The organism is Klebsiella sp. JN_Kp122 (assembly GCF_040062085.1).
GTDB lineage: Bacteria > Pseudomonadota > Gammaproteobacteria > Enterobacterales > Enterobacteriaceae > Klebsiella > Klebsiella aerogenes.
This window is the reverse complement of record NZ_JBEAHW010000045.1, coordinates 38923-59334: the sequence shown is the minus strand read 5'-3', so window position 1 is coordinate 59334 and position 20412 is coordinate 38923. Positions and strand designations below refer to the sequence as shown.

The 20412-nt window shown below is 49.5% G+C and carries 20 protein-coding genes and 2 pseudogenes; 12 read left to right on the top strand and 10 right to left on the bottom strand.

The features are described 5' to 3' along the window. Positions 1-2: 2 nt before the first annotated feature. The 3 genes and pseudogenes from ABLU78_RS19490 (at position 3) to ABLU78_RS19480 (ending at position 1928) form a co-directional block, all read left to right on the top strand. Entirely contained in the window at positions 3-656 is a 654-nt protein-coding gene (locus ABLU78_RS19490; RefSeq protein ID WP_015705166.1) for a LysE family translocator, read from the top strand. A 257-nt stretch (positions 657-913) separates the two neighbouring features. Further along, a pseudogene (locus ABLU78_RS19485) lies at positions 914-1141 on the top strand (GNAT family N-acetyltransferase); the annotation flags it as partial. A 187-nt stretch (positions 1142-1328) separates the two neighbouring features. Then, complete coding sequence (locus ABLU78_RS19480) at positions 1329-1928, top strand: M13-type metalloendopeptidase (RefSeq protein ID WP_071647585.1); 600 nt, start codon at positions 1329-1331, stop codon at positions 1926-1928. A gap of 41 nt (positions 1929-1969) precedes the next feature. Here ABLU78_RS19480 and ABLU78_RS19475 read toward each other — a convergent pair whose 3' ends face one another. From ABLU78_RS19475 to ABLU78_RS19465, 3 genes and pseudogenes are all read right to left on the bottom strand, one after another. Further along, positions 1970-3202 (bottom strand): hypothetical protein, encoded by a 1233-nt coding sequence (locus ABLU78_RS19475; protein ID WP_015705169.1) that lies wholly within the window; start codon positions 3200-3202, stop codon positions 1970-1972. 728 nt (positions 3203-3930) lie between these two features. Next, positions 3931-4383 (bottom strand): AraC family transcriptional regulator, encoded by a 453-nt coding sequence (locus ABLU78_RS19470; protein WP_032706210.1) that lies wholly within the window; start codon positions 4381-4383, stop codon positions 3931-3933. 99 nt (positions 4384-4482) lie between these two features. Then, a pseudogene (locus ABLU78_RS19465) lies at positions 4483-4701 on the bottom strand (AraC family transcriptional regulator); the annotation flags it as partial. A gap of 99 nt (positions 4702-4800) precedes the next feature. On the opposite strand from ABLU78_RS19465, the gene ABLU78_RS19460 reads away from it, so the two are divergent. Further along, positions 4801-5187 (top strand): nuclear transport factor 2 family protein, encoded by a 387-nt coding sequence (locus ABLU78_RS19460; protein WP_170926287.1) that lies wholly within the window; start codon positions 4801-4803, stop codon positions 5185-5187. 341 nt (positions 5188-5528) lie between these two features. On the opposite strand, the gene ABLU78_RS19455 is transcribed toward ABLU78_RS19460, so the two are convergent. Next, positions 5529-5930, bottom strand: coding sequence for a RidA family protein (locus ABLU78_RS19455; RefSeq protein WP_015705171.1), 402 nt, complete (start codon positions 5928-5930; stop codon positions 5529-5531). A gap of 138 nt (positions 5931-6068) precedes the next feature. Between ABLU78_RS19455 and ABLU78_RS19450 the strand changes: the two genes are divergently transcribed. Further along, the gene (locus ABLU78_RS19450; RefSeq protein ID WP_015705172.1) at positions 6069-6671 is read left to right on the top strand and encodes a TetR/AcrR family transcriptional regulator; all 603 of its coding nucleotides are present in this window, start codon (positions 6069-6071) and stop codon (positions 6669-6671) included. Between the two features lie 315 nt (positions 6672-6986). On the opposite strand, the gene ABLU78_RS19445 is transcribed toward ABLU78_RS19450, so the two are convergent. Both ABLU78_RS19445 and ABLU78_RS19440 read right to left on the bottom strand, forming a co-directional pair. Then, positions 6987-7205 carry a hypothetical protein gene (locus ABLU78_RS19445; protein WP_015366962.1) on the bottom strand — a complete coding sequence of 73 codons (219 nt, stop codon included), beginning with the start codon at positions 7203-7205 and terminating at the stop codon, positions 6987-6989. Positions 7206-7407: 202 nt separating this feature from the next. Then, on the bottom strand, positions 7408-7764 hold the full coding sequence (locus tag ABLU78_RS19440; RefSeq protein ID WP_161798772.1) for an ASCH domain-containing protein: 357 nt from the start codon (positions 7762-7764) through the stop codon (positions 7408-7410). A gap of 339 nt (positions 7765-8103) precedes the next feature. On the opposite strand from ABLU78_RS19440, the gene ABLU78_RS19435 reads away from it, so the two are divergent. The 3 genes from ABLU78_RS19435 (at position 8104) to ABLU78_RS19425 (ending at position 10432) form a co-directional block, all read left to right on the top strand. Continuing rightward, entirely contained in the window at positions 8104-8652 is a 549-nt protein-coding gene (locus tag ABLU78_RS19435) for a GNAT family N-acetyltransferase (protein WP_015705173.1), read from the top strand. 252 nt (positions 8653-8904) lie between these two features. After that, positions 8905-9525 carry a histidine phosphatase family protein gene (locus tag ABLU78_RS19430; RefSeq protein WP_072001148.1) on the top strand — a complete coding sequence of 207 codons (621 nt, stop codon included), beginning with the start codon at positions 8905-8907 and terminating at the stop codon, positions 9523-9525. A gap of 322 nt (positions 9526-9847) precedes the next feature. Beyond that, positions 9848-10432, top strand: a complete 585-nt coding sequence (locus ABLU78_RS19425) for a helix-turn-helix domain-containing protein (RefSeq protein ID WP_048228685.1) — start codon at positions 9848-9850, stop codon at positions 10430-10432. Positions 10433-10451: 19 nt separating this feature from the next. On the opposite strand, the gene ABLU78_RS19420 is transcribed toward ABLU78_RS19425, so the two are convergent. Both ABLU78_RS19420 and ABLU78_RS19415 read right to left on the bottom strand, forming a co-directional pair. Further along, complete coding sequence (locus ABLU78_RS19420) at positions 10452-10895, bottom strand: acetyltransferase (RefSeq protein WP_047036659.1); 444 nt, start codon at positions 10893-10895, stop codon at positions 10452-10454. Between the two features lie 368 nt (positions 10896-11263). After that, complete coding sequence (locus ABLU78_RS19415) at positions 11264-12865, bottom strand: aldehyde dehydrogenase family protein (protein ID WP_032707862.1); 1602 nt, start codon at positions 12863-12865, stop codon at positions 11264-11266. A gap of 279 nt (positions 12866-13144) precedes the next feature. On the opposite strand from ABLU78_RS19415, the gene ABLU78_RS19410 reads away from it, so the two are divergent. After that, entirely contained in the window at positions 13145-14152 is a 1008-nt protein-coding gene (locus ABLU78_RS19410) for an AraC family transcriptional regulator (RefSeq protein ID WP_032707863.1), read from the top strand. Between the two features lie 219 nt (positions 14153-14371). Here the strand turns inward: ABLU78_RS19410 and fdhF are convergent, their stop codons facing one another. Both fdhF and ABLU78_RS19400 read right to left on the bottom strand, forming a co-directional pair. Next, complete coding sequence (fdhF, locus tag ABLU78_RS19405) at positions 14372-16522, bottom strand: formate dehydrogenase subunit alpha (RefSeq protein ID WP_015705180.1); 2151 nt, start codon at positions 16520-16522, stop codon at positions 14372-14374. Positions 16523-16766: 244 nt separating this feature from the next. Then, positions 16767-17858: a malate/lactate/ureidoglycolate dehydrogenase gene (locus ABLU78_RS19400; RefSeq protein WP_116328531.1), complete on the bottom strand. Its 1092-nt coding sequence runs from the start codon at positions 17856-17858 to the stop codon at positions 16767-16769. A 349-nt stretch (positions 17859-18207) separates the two neighbouring features. Here ABLU78_RS19400 and ABLU78_RS19395 point away from each other — a divergent pair, with 349 nt between their 5' ends. The 3 genes from ABLU78_RS19395 (at position 18208) to ABLU78_RS19385 (ending at position 20289) form a co-directional block, all read left to right on the top strand. After that, entirely contained in the window at positions 18208-18735 is a 528-nt protein-coding gene (locus ABLU78_RS19395) for a DUF2778 domain-containing protein (RefSeq protein ID WP_071596086.1), read from the top strand. Next, positions 18713-18979, top strand: coding sequence for a hypothetical protein (locus ABLU78_RS19390; protein WP_162866928.1), 267 nt, complete (start codon positions 18713-18715; stop codon positions 18977-18979). Before ABLU78_RS19395 ends, ABLU78_RS19390 begins: the two co-directional genes overlap by 23 nt. A gap of 221 nt (positions 18980-19200) precedes the next feature. After that, positions 19201-20289 carry an ABC transporter substrate-binding protein gene (locus ABLU78_RS19385; RefSeq protein WP_032707865.1) on the top strand — a complete coding sequence of 363 codons (1089 nt, stop codon included), beginning with the start codon at positions 19201-19203 and terminating at the stop codon, positions 20287-20289. The last annotated feature ends 123 nt before the right edge of the window (positions 20290-20412 follow it).

Here is a 20412-nt window from a genome sequence, read left to right as displayed (position 1 = left end):
CGATGCCTTCCATCGAAACGTTTATAACTTTCCTTCTCGCGCTGACGCTGCTGGAGATTTCTCCTGGGCCAGACATGATGCTGACTATCGCCAGAGGTGTCGGTCAGGGAAGACGTATTGCGCTGCTTACGGTCCTGGGCAATGTATTTGTAGCAGGTTTTGTGCAAGTTTCTTTTCTTGTCCTCGGGCTGGTAACCGTTGTTCATGCCTGGCCGGTTGCGCTGGATCTGTTACGGTGGATCGGTGCGGCTTATCTGATGTGGCTGGGCATAAAAATGATTGCGACTTCAGGTACTGATACGCGGCTGCGAAAAACGGCAAAAATTTCTGACTGGAATGCCGTTAAGGAAGGCGCTCTGAACAGCCTGACTAACCCAAAATCCCTGCTGTTCATGTTTGCTTTTCTTCCTCAATTTGTTGATCCCGCAGCGGGTCCAGTTTGGCTGCAATTGCTTGTCCTTGGCAGTATCCAAAAGCTGGCAGGAATCGTGTCTCTGGGGTCAGTCGCGATGGCATCAGGCACATTTGGTAACTGGCTAGGTAAACACCCAGGCGTTATCAAATGGCAGGAACGATTTACAGGTGTTGTCATGATTGGCCTGGGTATCCGCATGTTGTTTAGCGGGTCCGGCATAGTATCAAAATCTATCCGTTAGGTTATACAGAACCGGTAAATCCTGTGTCCGCTTCTCGCTCAGACAGGATTTTAAATTCAGTTGGTTGGTTCGCTTTGTACCAGGAGCGGACAGTTTAGTTCTGGAGCATCATTTATATTGACCGATTGCCGTTAGTGATGCGTACAAATGATTTATTGTGGGAAGAAGACATTGTTGATTTTATGTTAATGCTATAGGCTGGCTGCAATTTATTCTAATAAACCAGACTATGTAACCTGACTATTCAAGGGGATATAATGATTTTTCAGCAGGCACCTCAGCTAGAGACTGAGCGCTTAATTCTAAAACATTTCACGTTAGAGGATTTTTCCGCTCTTCAGGCATGCTGGGCTGATCCAGAAATGGTTAAGATAAATGGCGGAGAAGTTCCCACGGCAGAAGCAGTATGGGCCCGCTTGTTACGTTACATAGGTCACTGGCAAGCTTTAGGTTATGGATACTGGGCTGTTTTTGAAAAAGCAACATAATGGTGAGGTCTGACGCTGTTGTAGTAGTTCAATATGTAACCATTAATTTGCTGTCGGGCTTCGTCCTTGCCTGCGTAACCATTCATTTTCGACCCCGCTAGAAACAGTACTAGCAATAAAAGAGGAAAAGTTCAGGCATTAAAGTGATTGCCTGAATGGACCTTTTAACCCTCACCTCTGTGACATGTACGGATATGAAGTTAATGCTTGCTACAACAGACGTAAAAATGAAATCATACTCCCCTCTGCTGTCTTACAGTCACCATTGCTTATGAGCAACCTCGGGATCAGATATAACTATGGCTCTATCGGAATTATTATTGCCCATGAAATAAGTCATGCTCTCGACGATGAAGGTTGCTATTTTGACGAAAATGGAAATTTAAACATGCTATGGACACAACAGGATGAAGCTAATTTTATTCAAAAAGCAAATGTAATCGCTGATTTTTACAGCAATATAGAAGTCCTTCCCGGAAACTACATTAATGGGCTTCTGACCAAGGGAGAATGCTTGGCTGATTTATCTGGTTGCGATATTGCCTGGAAAACGCTTCAGAGGCTGTCTCAGGAAGAAACTAGTGAATTACGTGAAGCTTTCCAGACCAGTCTGTTAATGCTCTGGCGTGAATATGCCTCTGAAAATATCATGCGTAAGTTGTTAACCAGCGGTCCCCATGCTCCTGCACGCTTTCGTGCAATAGGATGTCTTCATTATCTTGCGAGGCGATATTCCGGAGACGAAAGCGTGAATCAGGGGATTCAGGCGATTGAATTATTTTAATTTATAAGGCTACACAGCCCTCAGGCTGTGTAGCCTTTCTACTATTCCAGCTCGAGGTTGTTTGACCGTGTCTTTGGAGAAAAATATTTTTCGACAAATGAGAAGATTACAATTAGCAAAAAGCCTGAGCCACTGAAGGCATAAAGCGCGTATATTACCCCAAGGTAATCCGAACTATACCCGGCACCTATAGAGACTATTGCAGTGATCATCATCTGCCATCGGTAGCTCTTAGCCATAGCAGCAGCCACATGATTTTCATCAAATTTTTTCAATACTGAATATACCGCGAGCGAGAAAACAACATTTGAAAAAATATGTGCAATAAAGACCAGTGCCAATGCCAGGTAAGATGAGGTTGAAAAAGGGATCAGACCATAGCATGCCACAAAAATAAACAGACATCCCAATAGCAGGCTATTATTATTACTATTTTTCTCAAAACGCTCAGGATTAAGCAGTAACGGGCCGATGAGTTGCCCTAAACTACGAGAGAAAAGAAGAGCCAAAGCTGTTGCTTGAGCTTCATGACCGGTAAGATTCGTTGGAACCAGCCCTGGCAGTAACGCCATCGCCGGGGCTCCTGCGAATGCCAATAGGGGTAATAGCAGGATACCTCGTTTCTGAGTGTTACTGATTTCTTTCCATCTTATAACTGCATCTTTTTGTTCTATATAATGGAAAATATTCCTGAACTTGCCTTTAGCGCTCAATAGCATGATGACTGACAGGGCGTAGCTGGCTAGGTCAATGATCAGCAGGTGTATTACGGTAACATGCCCCAATAGTAACAAACCCAGTCCAACACCAAAAATAACATTACATGCAAAGATAATGGTTTCCAGTGTGGTCGCAACGGGTAATTCCTTTTCACTTAACCCGGTTTTAAATATCTTACTCATAGCAGGGAACGTCATGCCGATGATGAAGGCTGACACGGTTTGTGCGATAAGAAAAAGAGGAATTGAGCCGTTTAACACAGCCATAAAAGGGGCGCTCAAGCCTGCCATGCCTAAAAATTCGCCCACGACAAGAATGGAGAAAGGGTTGCCAGTACGGCAATAATACTCTCCAACCTTACTTCCGATTAAGCCAGGAACAGTTGAAAGCACATACGCTAAAGCAAGGGAGGTTGTCGGGGCAGCGAGCCGAATCAGTTCGCTAAAAACAACAATATAGGTAATGCCATTCCCGACAGAGGAAATAATGAAAGATATACCAAGTAACATCAGCCATGGCTTTCCTGCCAGGGCATTCATGAGTGCTCGAATCATTCTTGATGTCCGTATAAGCTAAACAAGTCTTTGCTTACCTGATGCGTGCTAGCTTTCAGCCAGGCAATACATCCTTTCGGGTAGGCAGTTAAAAATAATGTTATGGGCTTATGTATGGAGCATCACATCACGAACAATCCTCAAATTTAACCTATGATAAATAATGCAAATATAACAAGTATGTGCTTTTGTCAATGCATACAAGGGAGATGTATCGCAGCGGCCTCACAGGCGGTCAACATTATTTGCCACCTCGTAGTCGTTGACTGAATTGGCCAGGTGGAACAGAGGTGTGATGTTACGTTAAGAACACTACGCTGACGTACTGGCAGGCCATAAAAAAGCAGGACAAAGCAGTCTACTCACTGACGTAATCGTGGCAGTCATGCTCAGATTTCATCCTGAACCATCTTGAGTACAGGTCCGCTATAACAAAGTCGGGCACGGAGTTTGGCTGGCCGAGGGATAGGGCGATTCCGTTTTATATGTGCCGTCTCGGTGCTGTCGCCAGCCTGGGTTTTACACTGTACTTTATCTATTCTGCAGTAAACCCTGAGCTTCACTCTCAAAAAGAGCCTGCTGCATGCAGACACTGTGGAATATGTATCGTCAGTACTGATTGCCACTCTTTGAGAAGAGCCAGAAATATTCCTGATTCTCTGTCGCTGTGATTTTGCAATGTCACTGCCATGTTTAAATATCTAGTGTGGGGCTGCAGAGTTAGAGGTTTAAATTTTAAAACGTCCCGGGGTGGTGCCGAATATCCGTCGGAACAGGGCAATGAAGGCACTCACGTTATCATATCCAAGGTCCAGAGCAATTGCCGTCACTGGCTTACCCGCAGCCAGAAGTTCAAGAGACCTGAGTAACCGAATGCGCTGTCGCCATTCATTAAAACTAAAACCGGTTTCTGCACGGAATCGCCGTGTAAGCGTACGTGATGACATTCCGGCCCAGACTGCCCATTCCTCGAGCCTGCGGTCGTCGTCCGGGTTATCTGACAGTGTCTGCGCAATTCTGAGTAGTCGGATATCCTGGGGCATTGAAAGCCCCAGGTTGACCTCAGGAAGAGAGCCAATTTCATCAAGGATGACACCAGCTAAACGTTTTTGGGACGCGTTAAGGTTTACATCTTTCCATGAGGCCGCTCGCGTTATCGCTTCACGCAGCAGATTTGTTATTGAGAGAACACAAGGCTTATCAGGTAGTCCGCTACAGGCTTGGGCAGATACATAAACACTCCATCCTGAATACGGGCCATGCGAGCGCAGGCCGTGCGGAACATCCGGAGGTATCCAGACGGCATGTGTCGCCGGTACCACCCAGCGACAATTTCCGGCATCGACCGTAAGTAGCCCATGCCTCGAACCGAGTAGCTGTCCACAGCTGTGATGGTGATTTGGCGTTTCCCGTATTACATCAGACTCGCGTACCGCGACGACTAAAGTTTGCCCCTCTGAAGCGAAGGCCGGCTCGAATGTAATTAATGGATCATTCATTTTGACTTGTTTACGGTATTTTATGTCTTTTATACCGTACTTAAGCCATTCAGTCGATTGTAAAGTATTCATCACTTTCACAGAGGATCACCCATGAAAATAATGACTATTACTACCGTGCTGGATGAAATTCTCAATCAACAGGAGGTGCCACTGGACCTGATACTCAATCGTCATTTCAGTCCCGTTTACCGCCAGCGTACTAATAACGAGTGGGAAGGTTTGGATGGCTTTGCTCAGCATGCACGTAAACTCCGGGAAATCATCGCATCCGGCAAAATAGAAGTTTGCGATGAGCTTCGTGACGGGAATCTCTATGCCACCAGGCATCGCGTTTTGTGTACCAAGCATAATGGTGAAGAGGTGGATATGGAAGTTTATATGTTCGCTGAAACAGATGATGACGGGCGCTTTATTCGTGTCGAAGAAGCGACGCTAATGCTTCAAGGTGTGGAGAGCGATCGGGGTTTAGGTAACGTAAGGTAAGAGAATTTTAAATGTTAAAATGCCCGCTTCATGCCCTGAGGTATTTAACAAGCTCTCAAAAGTGTGTTGAATTAAAATGGATACGGATTCTTCCTAACCACGCATGTGCAACGGCGGCCAGGCATCAGCAATATCAGGTAATGGAGAGGATGGCACACAGGCAACATGGTATCGGAAACAGTCAGGTGAAGGAGCCGGCTTGTATGGACTACCCTTTACAGTTTAACCTTGATACAGGCGAATAATTTAACTTTTTAACCTAGGTTTTATCGAGCCACTTTTGTGTCAAAAACAGATTTACACACAGATATCAGGCCTCCTGATATCTGTGTGTGAAGTTTTTAAAGCTGATGTTCCGGAATCCGGGCGATAACCTTTATCTCAAAATCAAATCCCGCCAGCCAGTTAACCCCCACGGCTGTCCAGTTGGGATATGGCGGCTTCGGAAAAACGGTTTGTTTCACCTGCATAATGGTTGAAAACTGACTCTCCGGATCGGTATGAAAGGTTGTCACATCGATAAGATCTTCAAACGAACATCCTGCGGCGGTAAGAGTGGCCTTGAGGTTTTCAAAGGCACGTTCTACCTGCGTTGCAAAGTCGGGCTCAGGACTACCATCTTCCCGGCTACCCACCTGACCGGATACAAACAGTAAATCACCAGAGCGGATCGCAGCAGAATAACCATGCTTCTCATAGAGAGCGTGGCGATTCGCCGGGAAAACAGGTTTCGGTTGGTTCATAACGTATCCTTTTTTCGGATGTGTGAAGCCGTGCGTGACATAAATAAATCAATTAATATACGCAGTGTATGTAAACTTAACCACACATACGCGGCGTATGTCAAATTTCATACGCTGCGTATATTGCAAGGAGTCCGCATGGCTGCCAAACGCCGCGCCGAAACGATGGAAGAAACCCGCACGAAGTTGATTACAGCCGCACGAAAAGCCTTTGCCGAAAAAGGGTTTGCAGCAGCATCAATGGATGATTTGACTGCCAGCGTTGGCCTGACGCGTGGGGCTCTGTACCATAATTTTGGGGACAAAAAAGGGTTGCTTGCCGCTGTGGTTGCCCAGATTGACTCAGAAATGGCACAAAGTGCCAAGAGTGCAGCGACACAGTTCAGGGATGACCAGCAAAAGCTTCTGGCTGAAGGGATAGCCTATATCAGAATGGCTCTGGATGAAGAAGTCCGGCGTATCGTTCTGCTTGATGGCCCGGCTTTTCTTGGCGATCCTACGAAATGGCCGAGTCAGAACAACTGCCTTGACGCCACCCGAGAGAGCATTTCAGATCTGATTGAACGCGGCTTAATCAAGCCGGTAGATGTGGATGCTACCGCCTGGCTGCTAAATGGAGCTGCACTGAATGCCGCTCAGTGGGTGGCTGCCAGTGAAGATCCGCAGCATGCTTTACCAAAAGCGATTCAGGTTTTCACCCTGCTGGTAAATGGCCTGCTGGAAGAGGGCAAGCACCCATAACCTCCATTCTCAACCTGAAGGTTCGTTAATAAGTTGAGCTCCGTGCCGCTTGTTCCGGCTTCGATTCTCTCGGGTCAGTAATTCAGTCTGAAAATCACATAAGGCCGGTTCAATACGGCCTTCACGAATCTTGATAGTAAAGAATTTTGTGTAGCAATGTTTTACCAGATTTTTCGGACGTTACAATACAGCCAGCCCGATTGTGTATAAACAGGCCCGAGAAGCTAAACTCCACCTTTCATTCATAGAGATCGTACGGCTATTCAGGCAGTCCGCGTCGCGCCAGAAGCGGATATTGATAATTTGATCAATTAATTATTCGATGCGTTTAACATCTGGATGACGTTCGGTTGCAGCTTCATGGAAAATATCATCTAACCAGCCTGCAATTTCATCTTCTGCCAGATCATCTGGAATAACAACGTCATAGATACGGGAATACTTTCTTTCTGTCAGATCTACTCGAAAAACCAACCAGCACTCATTCTTACGCAGAATGCCAAGGTATCGACCAAAGACATTATAAACCAACATGTTATACCTCCAGTAATGTCAATCAAACCACACGTTATATTACTTCGAATAAGAAAGGCAGAGAATAAATCCTGCATTCGTTAGAGGACAACATCTTCTTTTGTCATGACAGTTCTGGTGATCCTGCATGCTGACCGCTTCGTGCCAGGAGCGGACGTTTATGAAAAGGGTGATAGATAAACATCAGCAATTTTATCTCCGATTACAGCACCTCTACCACTTCGAATTCTTCTGCGATCAACTCCATATCCTCAGAAAAATGACCTTCACGGATGAAAAATCGCTGATGCTCTTTCTTCCAGTATTCAAGACTTAAATCGCCTTCACCCTCTTTGCGAGCGAACTCCTCATTAATATCGCAAAAACGCACCAATTGTAGCGAAACCAGCCGGATCACGCATACCGGGACATTCTGTCCATCAAGAATTATGTTATAGCTGCCAATCCTCGGAGCAGATTCTTCCTGTTGGTAAGAGGCAAAAGATCCACAAGAGGCCGTTTTGATTCCTTTTTTAATAAGGTTAGCAAGCTCGCTTGCCAGTTCTGGACTGTCTCCCATTTGCCAGGCCCCTGCGCCTGGATATTTCATTTCTATTTCCTTAAGCTTAACCATTAATGCATCTGCCTAACCGTTGATGAAAAAAAGTAATAATAGTATTAGCGTTAATGGGTTCACCATTAACAGTAATACGTTACCTCAGATAGTGTGGTTTGCTCTTCGCTCAGACTGGAGCTTAAACTCAGTTGGTTCATCCGCGCAGTGCCAAAAACTGCCCCTGACTGCTTGTTAACCGCGCCTCCTATTGTATGGATATTTTCTGTACATCAAGATACATTGAGATAGCTATTTAATGGCTTAAACAGTAATAGACACTAAGTTCAGGAAGGAAAAGTGCTGATGCCAATACCTATACTCTATACAGAACGCTTACTGTTAAAACCATTATCCTCAGAAGATGCCTCACAAATTCAGATACTTTATCCTCGCTGGGAGATTGTTCGGTACATGGTCTCATCAGTACCGTGGCCCTATCCGGATAATGGCGCCGAGAATTATGTCAATAACGTTGCCTTGCCTGATATAGCAAATGGAATCGCTTGGATCTGGACTATTAGGCATCGTGAAACACCTGACAACATGGTAGGTTTAATCTGTCTTTATGATGTTGAGGATAACAACCGAGGATTTTGGTTAGCACCGGAGCATCAGGGCAAAGGTTTTATGCGTGAGGCCTGTAACGCAGCTACAGATTATTGGTTCAATTCCTTAAATAAGACTATATTGCGTGCGCCGAAAGCGGCTCTCAATAACCGCTCCAAACGTATCTCACAAAGCAGTGGCATGCGGCTCATTAGGACTGAAAAGAAAGCATATGTCAGCGGTCTGCTGGATTCCGAGCTATGGGAAATCACACGTGATGAATGGAATGCTCGTAAAGGTGGCTGATAAGCTGATGGCATGTCCGCTAAGCGCTCCCAGCGGACCTTCAGCTTCGTTAACACGTCCGCTCCGTGCCAAAAGCGGAAGTTAACTACGGATAAAATTCAGCGCCCCACACCCAGAGCCGCTGCATAACGGCAATAAGCTACACTTGTTCATTATTTCCACAACAGGAAAGCCTTCCGCTGCTTCAACGGTGTGTGTTTGACATCGCGCAGTTGGGACATTTTGATCAACAACGAGCATGGCCAGCTAACGATGAAATTGATACTTGTTCGACACGCAGAAACAGAGTGGAATTGGGAAGGAATTATTCAGGGGCACAGCGATAGCTCCTTGACCTGTCGGGGTTTGCGTGAAACATCCGTCCTACTAGCAGCGTTTAGTGCAAGTGAGTATCAAATAGAGCGTGTTTACGCTTCTCCGCTTGGGCGTGCCTGGCAAATGGGGCAAAGCCTGGCTGAACACTTTCATTGTTCACTGACGGCTGAACCGGCCCTTAAAGAGCAGGCCTTTGGTCAGTTTGAAGGTATGCCGTTAGAACTACTCAGACAAAAACATCCAAACTATGCAAATGCATTATTCAGGCTTGATGCAGAGTATTGTCCACCAGGGGGGGAGTCACTGGCGCATGCTTCTCAGCGAGTTATGCGTTTTTTACAAAACCTGGAAGATACCTCATCACATCAACAAACAATATGTATTGTGTCTCACGGGCATGTCAGTCAGGGCACTCTGGCAATTCTTAAAGAAGGGACTGTCGATAGTTTCCCTCGCTATGCTCATCCCAATGCAAGTTATTCTGTTATCGACCTGATTAATGGAAAATGTATTGGCCTAAAGTGGGGGATTGCTACACATTTACGTCACCTGAATTAGTGGCTACCTTCCAGGCATTGAAAACCCATCCTGCCAGAGTCATCATTATTTAAGCACAATGTTCACTCCTCGCTGTGAGTTCAACGGGTCGATGCAACGCTATCCTTAATCAAGGGGGGACGTTGCTATGAAACGAAGAACTCGGATTAACTTACCCGCGTTGTGCCGGATGCGGGCATCGCAAACTCATGCTCTTCTGATGACGTGGGTGCTAAAGATAATTGTCCATCCATTGAAACCTGACTTTTTCACACTGACCCAATCAATGATTCCAGCCTAATTTAGGTAATGGCATAATCAGGCTGGCGAAAGTGAGGGTGAAATGGATAAAACAGCGAAAAATCAGATAGTAGATAGCGACATTGCACAGTTATTACTAAAGCACAGGAAAGCTCGTAACTGGACGGTAACGGAACTTGCTCAACGCTCAGGCGTGAGCCAGGCGATGATTAGTAAGATTGAACGAGGCGTGTCAAGTCCCAGCGCGACTATCCTTAGTCGTTTAGCCAACGCCATGAATATTACGCTATCAAAACTTTTCGCCGAGCTTGAGCAACATCAGAATTCGCTGGTTCGTTTCGCTCACCAGCAGCAGCATTGGACAGATGAACAATCAGGCATTATTCGTTGGACATTGTCCCCGGCGGGCGCCAGCCCGGAACTGATAAAAGTTGAAATCCCTGCAATGGGTCAACTGACGATCCCCGCTTCCGCTATTGAGCATCTTTGTGGGCAAACACTTTGGATGCTGAGCGGCAACCTTGATTTTAGGATCAATCATCAGACTCATCATTTGCAAGCGGGTGATTGTCTTGCTCTTACCTTTGCAGGCGAGTGCCAAATGACTAACCCGGATAGCGAACAGAACTGTACATACATCGTTGCGTTTAGCCAAAAAAACAGATGATATTTCCCCTGCTAAACGGTTAGACGCCATTCCCTTTACGCAGGTGCAGCAGGGGATAAGGTCTTCCCTGACTATCCTGCCCGGAGCGTCCTGAAACCTGAAAGCCCATATGGTGATAAAACCCGACAGCCTGTTGGTTTTGTTCATTGACGTCGACGCTTAAATCAGGATGAAGAGCAAGGGCATGGGATATCAACTGTTTTCCGACGCCAAGCCCGCGAGCAGCAGCATCTACGAACAGGGCCTCCAGGTGACCATCATGTAAGAACATAAATCCGAGTGGCTGGTCTTCATCATTTGTCGCTACCCATACAGGAGTTTCCGAAAAAAAGCCGACCACCTCTTTTTCGATCTCTTGCCGGTCGTGTGCTGACAGAAAATCATGCGTAGCATCGACAGAACTTTTCCAAATTTGGATGATGTCTTCCGCTTCAGAAGGTCGTGACATTCTGATTTTTATCATCTTTTTTTCCTTAAAATGGACATGTTTTTGGGTAATTACCTACAAAAATAATCCCATTAATTTACTATGGTGTAATTAAATTCACAATAGTGAAGGTGTCGTCAAGTCTATCGTTGCTAGACTCACTTTCAGGTGCAGAATGCCACGACCGGCTCTGGCCTGATAGCGCTCGAACTGGCGTACAAGCCGTTCGAGCACCACGATTTATTGTGGAAAGCCGCGATGAGTTCCGATTTATTGTTGTGGAGCTCACCCTATGCATGTCCTCAAGGTCACATTCACTGCTCAGGCTACGAAGCAGACTCGCTAGAAGATAGTCGAGTAAGGGGCAATGGATAAGGCCTTTCAGGCCGATACGTTCTACTGACTCAGAAATCTTTTTTACGGAAGCTATCGCGGATGGCGTCCCCCATCAGACAGGTCAGGTTCATCCAGGTAGGCTCGACTGCGAAATTCGCCATGTTTCCAGCCATATTGTCGAATGCTCGCTTGTTGGTGTACAGCATGTGCCCTGGTGACATAAACTTTGCCTCCATGATCGATTTCTCAACGTTCTCGTAATTGAGTAGGTTGCCAAAGTTGCCGCGACCAGAAACGAACGTCTTGCCTGCCTCATTTCCACCCCAGGTAAGATAGGGGTTGAGAAAAATGAAGGACGGCATGCTGTTGATGGCGACCGCACCATATTCCAGGTCAGACACCGCTTGCTCGAGTAATTTCTGATGGGCCTTTCTGGTGTCCTCATCGATAAGTATCGCACTGGCGAGCGTGCCCAGGAGCTGGGTGTTGGCGAACTTGACGGCGCCGGGGAGGAAGTGCGCGGCATTGGCTGGCAGGTCAAGCGGCACTTCAGCGAGCACCAGGCTGAACGCTTCATGTGAAGTGGCGTAGCCACCGGGCTCGACGTCTGTGAGTAATATGACATCGGAATGCGGATACTTGCCGCCCTCGGGGCTCAGTACTTCCGCATCGGGATAGGCCTGTCGAAAACCATCCACGACCTTGTCGGCGCCGGGGTAGTACATACCCATGGCCGGAGTAGTCTCCGAGATAGCGACCCGCAGCGCGTCGAGGAATTCCTTGCGCTGCGGCCAGTGCTTGCTTGTCACCAGAGTTTGGGGACGACCGCAGTTCGCGCCACCATTGAACTTTGCCATGGTGGCTATCTGCACTGCCTGGTGCTCAATTTCCTTCTTTGTCCATGGCCGGTCGCCCGGCACGATGATGCATGGGTTATTACCGCCGCATTCGGAGATCAGCGGCGTCTCTGTCGCTGACATGATAGCCTCGGCCGTCGCGGTTCCACCAGTAAAGTAGATCCTGGAGAGGCGGGGGTCTACTGTCAGATCATGTCCCCGATCGGTATCGCAGAAGCTCAGAACGCGCCGCTCAATCAGCGGCTGCATGATCTTTGCCCAAATCCTGTCGGTTTCTTCGTTCAGGTGATGCGGTTTGTGTACGACCGCACAGTTCTCGAAGAAGATCGCTTTCAACACCTCGAGCGCTGAGCTGTAGTTACCGGCACCCAGCACGGCAATAATACCCGCGGGCTTTTCCATCGGATTGATTTGTTTCGGTGCGCCTTTCACACGAATGCGACTCTTCTGATCCGCGTACATCAACTTGTCTTTCCGCTCCTGCGGAAAGACATAAATGTCGTAGAGATCCTCACTCACTTTTTCCACGCTCAGCGGCTGTGGCATCTTGCCGTCGAGAATGGATTCATAAAGGATGATGGCTGCCGAGACGGTACTCGCCATAGGAACGACGGTAGCAACCTTAGACATTGGGTATGAAAAAAGAGGCGCACCGAGGATGCCATTCTTCATCTTGCTGTCGGCGAAGGCGAGGTCATCACCGTACTTCTTCAGGTTCGCACGGATTTCCTCCAGCAGACGCAAACGTTCTGCGGGAGATGTTGTGGTCCATTTTTGGGGATCCAGTTGGTCGATAGCTTCGGTAGCATTCATGGGGATTTCTCTATTGTTCAGATTGGACCGCCAGGACAGGTGGAACGTGTCCTGGCTGGTGTGATGTTTACATCTCACTATAGGAAGCAAGCCACGACAACGCTCTGGCAATCTGCGCCAATTTTAATGCGAGAGATGCCAGCACAGGGAGTTGAGTCGTGGATGTTACAGATTGGCGCAACGTGCAGTCATTGTGGCGCGGTTTGACGGGGGTTAAGCGCACGACTGCTCTATACTCTGAGCGTCGGTTGAAAGAGCAATAGTGACGGAGTTCTGAAGGTGCAAAACAAAACTTTTCCCATGGATATTGGCTGGCTGGCAATACTGAAGGACTTAGGTGTTCAGCCTGGCCATGTATTACGTCGGGCCGGCCTTCCAGACGATTTACTCTCCCGTACAAGACAGGGGCTTTCTGGCGAAGACTATTTTCGTTTCTGGCGCGCTTTAGAGGCTGAGGCAAGTGATGCCATGTTTCCCTTACGCCTCGTCGAGATTCTCTCGGCTGATTCTTTCAACCCACCACTGTTCGCTGCCCTGTGCAGCGCGAATCTGGTACAGGCTTTGCAGCGCCTCGCCAAATACAAGCAACTGGTGGCGCCCATGAGCCTGGAAGTCAATACGGGTGACGCAGGCGAGCTGGTCGTGACGCCTCGCTGGTTGTCGATACAAACCGAGGTACCTTACTCGCTGCAAGTGGCCGAGATTGCGTTTTTCGTGCGACTAGCCAGACTGGCTACCCGTGAGCACATTAAGGCGCATCGCGTTATCCTGCCGCAACTTCCGTCCAGTCGTTATCTCCGGCGTTACGAGAATTTCTTCGGCGTACCTGTGCAAAAGGGAGAGTATCCAGTTATCGCTTTCGCCGCTGTGGATGCTTTGCGTCCATTCCTGACGGTCAACGAAAGCATGTTTCACGCGTTCGAACCCGATCTTCGCCGACGGCTCAGTGAACTTGATTCGACGGCGTCGACGGCGGAACGCGTGCGTGCTGTCTTACTGGAGCTGTTGCCTGGTAATGCGGCTACCATTGAGAAGGCCGCGGAACGACTGGGCTTGAGTAAGCGTACGCTTCAACGTCGGCTTGAGGAGGAGGGGGAAAACTTTCGCGCCCTGGTCAATATGGTGCGGGAGAGCCTTGCCCGACACTACCTGGCAAATACCACAATGTCCGGCGCAGAGATCGCTTTCCTCCTTGGATTCGAAGATCCCAATTCCTTTTATCGCGCATTCCAGGGGTGGACTGGAAAAACACCTGACAGCGTCCGTCATGCCATGCGCTTGAATTGAGGAAAACACACCATGTCTTAACTTACCGAACAGGAGAAAGCCCTGTTTGCCGGCGTCCCAGGACGGGTGGGCGGCTTTATACTTCAGTCCCTGCTGGCAGATCCCTGAACGGGACAACAGATTTTCATAAAGCAGGCCTGCCAAAGAAGACCTATTTTTATGTCAATCCGGTCAACGTCAGATATCAGGGAGAAGCTAAGCCTCTCCCTGAATTCACCCTCAGGCGTTAGCTGCCGCCTTTAACCGCGCCTTCATCAGGCTATAGGTCGTCCACGCGTACCGTTCCGCCCAGTCCTGGTCGGCAATAGCCTCTACCTTCACCGCGCAGTACTTGGTTTCCGGGGTTTTCGAGATAGGATCCAGATTATCCTGGGTCAGCTCGTTACAGGCGCCAACCCACCACTGGTAGGTCATATACACCGCGCCGGGGTTGATTCGCTCGCTGAGATCGGCGCGAGTCATCACTTTGCCGCGCCGCGAACTCACCCATACCAGCTGACGATCGGCGATACCTGCCCGCTCGGCATCGGCAGGGTGCATCTGGATCCGGCCAGGTTCGTCCGCCAGCGACTGCAGCGCCGCGCAGTTGCCGGTCATTGAACGGCAGGAGTAATGGCCGACTTCGCGCACCGTGCAGAGCACCAGCGGGAAATCATCGTCCGGCGTTTCCGCCGGCGCGCGCCACGGCGCGGCGAACAGTTGCCCTTTGCCCGATGGAGTATCAAAGTGATTATCCTGATACAACCATGGCGTACCGGGGTGATCGAGCGTTGGGCACGGCCACTGCACGTGGCCCATGTCGCCCATTTTCTCCCAGGTTACGCCGTAGAACAGCGGACAGAGTTCGCGCATTTCATCCCAGATTTGCTGGTTACTGGCGTAATGCATCGGATAGCCCATCTCGCTGGCCAGCAGGCTGATAATTTCCCAATCGCGTTTCACGTTACCTGTGGGCGGAATAGCCTGTTCGAAACGCTGGAAGCCGCGGTCGGCGCAGGTAAAGACGCCGCCGTGCTCGCCCCAGGACGTCGCCGGCAGCAGCACGTCAGCCACTTCCGCCGTTTTGGTCATAAAAATATCCTGCACTACCACAAAATCCAGCGCTTCCATCCCTTTGCGTACCAGACCCAGATCGGCCTCGGTTTGCAGCGGATCCTCGCCCATGATGTAGTAGGCTTTGATTTCTCCCGCCAGCGCTTTATGCGGGACTTCGGTGATACGGGTGCCGATTTGCGTATCCATCAGCGCCGGATCGATGCCCCAGGCATTGGCGAATTTGGCGCGCACCGCGGCGTCGGTGACGTCCTGATAGCCCGGGAACTGGTTGGGTAACACCCCCATATCGCAGGCGCCCTGGACGTTATTTTGTCCACGGACCGGGCCGACGCCGACGTTAGCCCGCCCGAGGTTGCCGGTCAGCAGCGCGAGACTGGCGAGACCGCGGACGACATCAACCGCCTGGCCGAACTGGGTTACGCCCATTCCCCACATAATGGTGGCGGAAGGGGCGGCGGCGAAGGTGCGCATCGCCCGGCGAATGGCCAGCGCCGGGACGCCGACCAGTGCTTCCACGGCTTCGGGAGAGTAGTCTTTCACCGCCTCGCGGTAGGCCTCCAGCCCTTCGGTATAACGCTCAACGTAATCGTGATTGTAGAGATCTTCTTCCAGCAGGACATAGGCGAAGGCGTTGACCAGCGCCATATTGCTGCCGTTGTTGAGCTGCAGATGCTGGTCGGCGATGCGGGCGGTTTCAATGCGCCGCGGATCGCAGACGATGATTTTCGCGCCGTTGTCGCGGGCTCTCAATACCCTTCGCGCCACGATAGGGTGAGAATCGGCGCAGTTATAGCCAAAGACCAGCAGACATTTTGAGTTCTCAATATCGCTTATCGAGTTGCTCATCGCGCCATTGCCGAGCGAAGCCTGCAGCCCGGCGACCGACGGCCCGTGGCAAACGCGGGCGCAGCAGTCGACGTTATTGGTATTGAGTACCGCACGGGCGAATTTCTGCATCACGTAATTGGTTTCATTCCCCGTGCCGCGGGACGAACCGGTGGTCATGATGGCGCGCGGGCCATATTTGGCCTTGATCTCGCGGAGCTTAGCGGCGGTGTAGCGAATCGCTTCTTCCCAACTGACCGGAGTGAACGGGCCGCCTTTCTGATAACGAATCATCGGCTGCTTCAGGCGAGGCGTGAGAAGCTGCGTGTCATTGAGGAAATCCCAGCCGTAGTAGCCTTTCAGACATAGCTGGTTTTGATTGGTGACGCCGTCGGCGGCCTCGGCGCGAATGATTTTATCATTTTCGACAACCAATTTGAGTTTACAACCCGCCCCGCAATAGGGGCACACGCTGGTAATTTTATTCATCAGTAACAGACCTGTTAACAGTGAAGATAGGGCGATAGCGCGCCGGGCCCGGCAGGCTACCGTCAGCAAACGCGCGACGTCGATCGTCGTGCGATGCAAATCGATTGCATAATGCGTGCCAAAGTGAAGATAGCGCTGATGACGCGGGATGAAGGTGATGAAGACGCGGGAAAATCATGGATGTCGTCATAAGTGACGATGACGCGGGACGCTGTGGCTGACGATCGCCCCGCGGGGATTGAGGTTAAGCGTTGACTTCCATGTTCTGCTGCAGTTGATTCAACGTCTCCTGCGACATCCCGGCCTGCCGCGCGGCGGCGCAGATCGCCTGCCAGCTACTGGCATCGAGCGGAATACCGTTTGCCAGCCGCTGCTGACGATTGGCCGCTTCCCACTCACCCGGCGCCAGAATAGGTGTATCGGCATCGTGCGGCGACTGTTTACACCAGTCGATAAAGGCCTCGGTTTCGCGCTGCATCTGCGGCGCATCGAAGGCTTCCGGGCTGAGAATAATGGTAGTCATGCAGTTGAAGATGGCGTCGACGCAGCCCTGCAGGCTGTCCTGATGGGTCGTTTGCCCACCCGAGACCGCGCCGCCGAGCACCTCGCAGAGCGTCGCCAGGGCATAGCCTTTATGTTGAGTAAAAGTGAGCAGGGCGCCAAGCGGCGAGGTCTGCATCACCGCCGGATCGGTGGTCGGTTCGCCGCGAGAGTCAATCAATGAGCCGGCAGGCACCGCTTCGCCTTTATGCCATGCGACGCGGGTTTTGCCAAAAGCGATGGCGCTGGTGGCGTAATCGAGCAGCAGCGGCGGATGGCCTTCACGCGGGAAGACCACGCAGAGTGGGTTAGTGCCGAAGCGACTATCTTTGCCGCGAAATGGCGCCACCATCGGGTCGCCGACGACGCTAACGAAATGAATGGATATTAACCCCTGCGCCGCGCATTGTTCCGCCCAGTAACCGATGCGCCCGATATGGTGAGCATTGCGCAGCGCCACGGCGGCGAGGCCGTGCTGTTTGGCTTTTTCAATCCCCAACTGCATGGCTTCATGGGCAACGACCTGGCCAAAACCGGCGTTGCCATCAAGGGTGGCGACGGCGCCGGCGTCTTTCATCACGCTGGCATGGCGGTTAAGTTGCAAAAAACCTTCGCTATGGGATTTTACGTAACTCGGGATCATGCCGACGCCGTGCGAATCGTGTCCGGCAAGGTTGGCGGCGATCAGGTGGTCTGCGACCAGCGCGGCTTCGGTTGGCGTACTGCCCAGCTGCGTGAACAGGGTGGTGACGAAGTGGTGCAGCTCCGTGGGGCGAAAGCGATGTCCTGTAGGCACGGATAGTCTCCTCAATGTATGTTGTTGTTTTGTTGCGTTTGCCATTCCATGCTGCGCCGCAAGGCGCAGAAGATCAAGGCGATAAATATCTCTCACTGAATAGGGAGATTATTGGCATGGTTCATTTTGACGAAACCGCCCGGCAAAATGGTTTTGAATGTAATATTAGGTGAATATGTAAAAGGTACATTTATTATTGTCAGGAGTAAATTTAATATTACTCTGAATAGCGTTATGTGATGGTTTTTTATTTGAGCAATTTTATTGTGATGGAGCGATAAAAGAGGTATCGTATTGATTCCGTTCAGTTGATGTAATAAATACCAAGCCTGATAGAATAAGGGAATACATGCAAATAATGAGGATGACATACGATAATTTCGATAAAGATGGATACGCAATCCTGCATGTTTATGGCGTTGGTAACTACAGAGTTTTTAGCGGTCAAAATCCATATACTAATCTTGCCAACTGTGCATTTCGACCGAATAGTGCCATACCAGTCGGGAAATATTGGATAGTAGATCGGCCTGTTGGGTCGAGGACTAATCAGTTTAGAGCGTGGGTAGGGGATCTGATAACAGGCAATGACCACAGTGAATGGTTTGGGTTATTTAGCGCTCAAACGATGACTGATAGTATTTTGATTAATGGGGTCTTAAGAGGTAGTTTCCGACTTCATCCTTTAAGGCCAGATGGAGGCGGTCTGTCGCAAGGTTGTATAACATTTGTGGATAGAAATGATTTTTATATTGTTAGGCAAACATTATTGAGAACATCTAAAGTGAAAGTACCGGGTTCTCGATCGGGTTTATTGGCTTATGGTTACGTAGATGTTCAGGGGAGCCGAGACTATGCCAGTTGTGAAGTACATTAAGAATTCATTACTATTTGCGGTATGTTTTCTTTTTGCCTTATGGCTTAGCAGCTATGGTAAACCTCTAAATGGCATCACGCTTTGGGTGATGGATCATACCTGGTGCCTGTTTAACTCCCGTCTCAGTCAACCATATGAATCAGGAGCAGATCCCATTTCTTTTATTACCATCCTGGTAATGGCGCTGCTGTATGCGCTGCTCCTGTTTTTCTTTATTCGAATGGTCCTGAAGAAATGCAAATAAAGGCTTTGCCATTGGCGGTAATCGCTTCGTGACGCTGCGGCATTAATCTGTGACCTCGCTCGCTGTTTTCTCTATTCGCTGAATAAACTCCATAAACACCACTTTTTAAACTACACCACTGTCACAAAAGCCATAAAAACCCTTCCCCCAGCGTTGCAGAGGGGGTTGTAGCACTATATGTTAAATTTGTGTTTAATTATTGATGCTTAAGGGTTGATTTTATGTATAAGAAAATCGGCGGTTTAGTGGTTTCACTGACGACAGTCTTCTCGTACTCCGCGCTGGCGGAGCTGCCGCAGGGCTACCCGGCAGATTATCAAAAAGTCGTTGATGCCGGGGTGAAAGAGGGCAAAGTCGTGGTTTATTCCACAACGGACACCAAAGCGGCAGGGCCGTTAATTAAAGGCTTTGAAGCGCAATATCCTGGGATTAAAGTTGAATATAACGATATGAACAGCACCGAGCTGTACAACCGTTATATTAGTGAACAAGCCGCCGGCGGCGGTAGCGGCGACGTGGTGTGGAGCTCTTCCATGGACACGGCGCTGAAATTAGCCACCGATTATGCGCAAGAGTACGCTTCACCAGAAGTTGGCAAGCTGCCGAAATGGGCGGTCTGGCAGCAAAAAGCCTACGGCACAACCTATGAGCCGGTGGTCTTTATCTATAACAAACGGCTGATCCCACAAAATGAAGTGCCGGATTCACATACCGCATTGGCCAAACTTATCGCCGGGCAGGCTGATAAATTTAAAGGCAAAGTCACCACCTACGATATCGAGAAATCGGGGCTTGGTTTTATGCTGGCGGTGCAGGATAGCAAGGCTGACGGCAATTACTTTGCCGACCTGGCGAATATCGCCAAAGGCGGCCTGACGGTGCAGTCCTCTACCGGCACCATGATGGAGCGCGTCTCCTCCGGTGAAAACCTGATCGGCTATAACATTCTGGGATCCTATGCCGAAGCGCGCGCTAAAACCGACCCGTCATTAGGCATCGCCTATCCGAAAGACTACGTGCTGGTGCTGTCCCGCGTCTCATTTATCACCGCGGAAGCAGGGCATCCTAATGCGGCGAAACTGTGGTTCGACTATGTACTGTCGGAAAAAGGGCAAACGATTCTTGCCTCTCAGGGCGATATCCCGTCAATTCGCAACGACATTGAAGGTAAAAATGATATCGACGGGATGACGAAATTACTGGGCAATGCGCTGAAGCCGATTCCGGTGGATGAAAGCCTGCTGCAATATCTGCAACCCAAACAGCGTCTGGAATTTATTAAGCAATGGCGCGCCGCTGCTGCGAAATAAAGTAATTACCTGTGAAACTTCCCCTGGAATGTATCCGGGGGAATGATCGTATCAGTATTCAGTAAATAAGTACTCATTATCTCTTCTTGATAATTTATCTCTGCACTTTGCCAGGGGAATTAA

Bases quoted from the DNA above. Each gene is read 5' to 3' on its own strand.
- ABLU78_RS19480 (WP_071647585.1), top strand. From the start codon at position 1,329: ATGTACGGATATGAAGTTAATGCTTGCTACAACAGACGTAAAAATGAA.
- fdhF (WP_015705180.1), bottom strand. From the start codon at position 16,522: ATGAATAAAATTACCAGCGTGTGCCCCTATTGCGGGGCGGGTTGTAAA.
- ABLU78_RS19440 (WP_161798772.1), bottom strand. From the start codon at position 7,764: ATGGGAGACAGTCCAGAACTGGCAAGCGAGCTTGCTAACCTTATTAAA.
- ABLU78_RS19425 (WP_048228685.1), top strand. From the start codon at position 9,848: ATGGATAAAACAGCGAAAAATCAGATAGTAGATAGCGACATTGCACAG.
- ABLU78_RS19390 (WP_162866928.1), top strand. From the start codon at position 18,713: ATGCCAGTTGTGAAGTACATTAAGAATTCATTACTATTTGCGGTATGT.
- ABLU78_RS19415 (WP_032707862.1), bottom strand. From the start codon at position 12,865: ATGAATGCTACCGAAGCTATCGACCAACTGGATCCCCAAAAATGGACC.
- ABLU78_RS19475 (WP_015705169.1), bottom strand. From the start codon at position 3,202: ATGATTCGAGCACTCATGAATGCCCTGGCAGGAAAGCCATGGCTGATG.
- ABLU78_RS19450 (WP_015705172.1), top strand. From the start codon at position 6,069: ATGGCTGCCAAACGCCGCGCCGAAACGATGGAAGAAACCCGCACGAAG.
- ABLU78_RS19490 (WP_015705166.1), top strand. From the start codon at position 3: ATGCCTTCCATCGAAACGTTTATAACTTTCCTTCTCGCGCTGACGCTG.
- ABLU78_RS19385 (WP_032707865.1), top strand. From the start codon at position 19,201: ATGTATAAGAAAATCGGCGGTTTAGTGGTTTCACTGACGACAGTCTTC.
- ABLU78_RS19455 (WP_015705171.1), bottom strand. From the start codon at position 5,930: ATGAACCAACCGAAACCTGTTTTCCCGGCGAATCGCCACGCTCTCTAT.
- ABLU78_RS19395 (WP_071596086.1), top strand. From the start codon at position 18,208: ATGCAAATAATGAGGATGACATACGATAATTTCGATAAAGATGGATAC.
- ABLU78_RS19420 (WP_047036659.1), bottom strand. From the start codon at position 10,895: ATGATAAAAATCAGAATGTCACGACCTTCTGAAGCGGAAGACATCATC.
- ABLU78_RS19445 (WP_015366962.1), bottom strand. From the start codon at position 7,205: ATGTTGGTTTATAATGTCTTTGGTCGATACCTTGGCATTCTGCGTAAG.
- ABLU78_RS19430 (WP_072001148.1), top strand. From the start codon at position 8,905: ATGAAATTGATACTTGTTCGACACGCAGAAACAGAGTGGAATTGGGAA.
- ABLU78_RS19435 (WP_015705173.1), top strand. From the start codon at position 8,104: ATGCCAATACCTATACTCTATACAGAACGCTTACTGTTAAAACCATTA.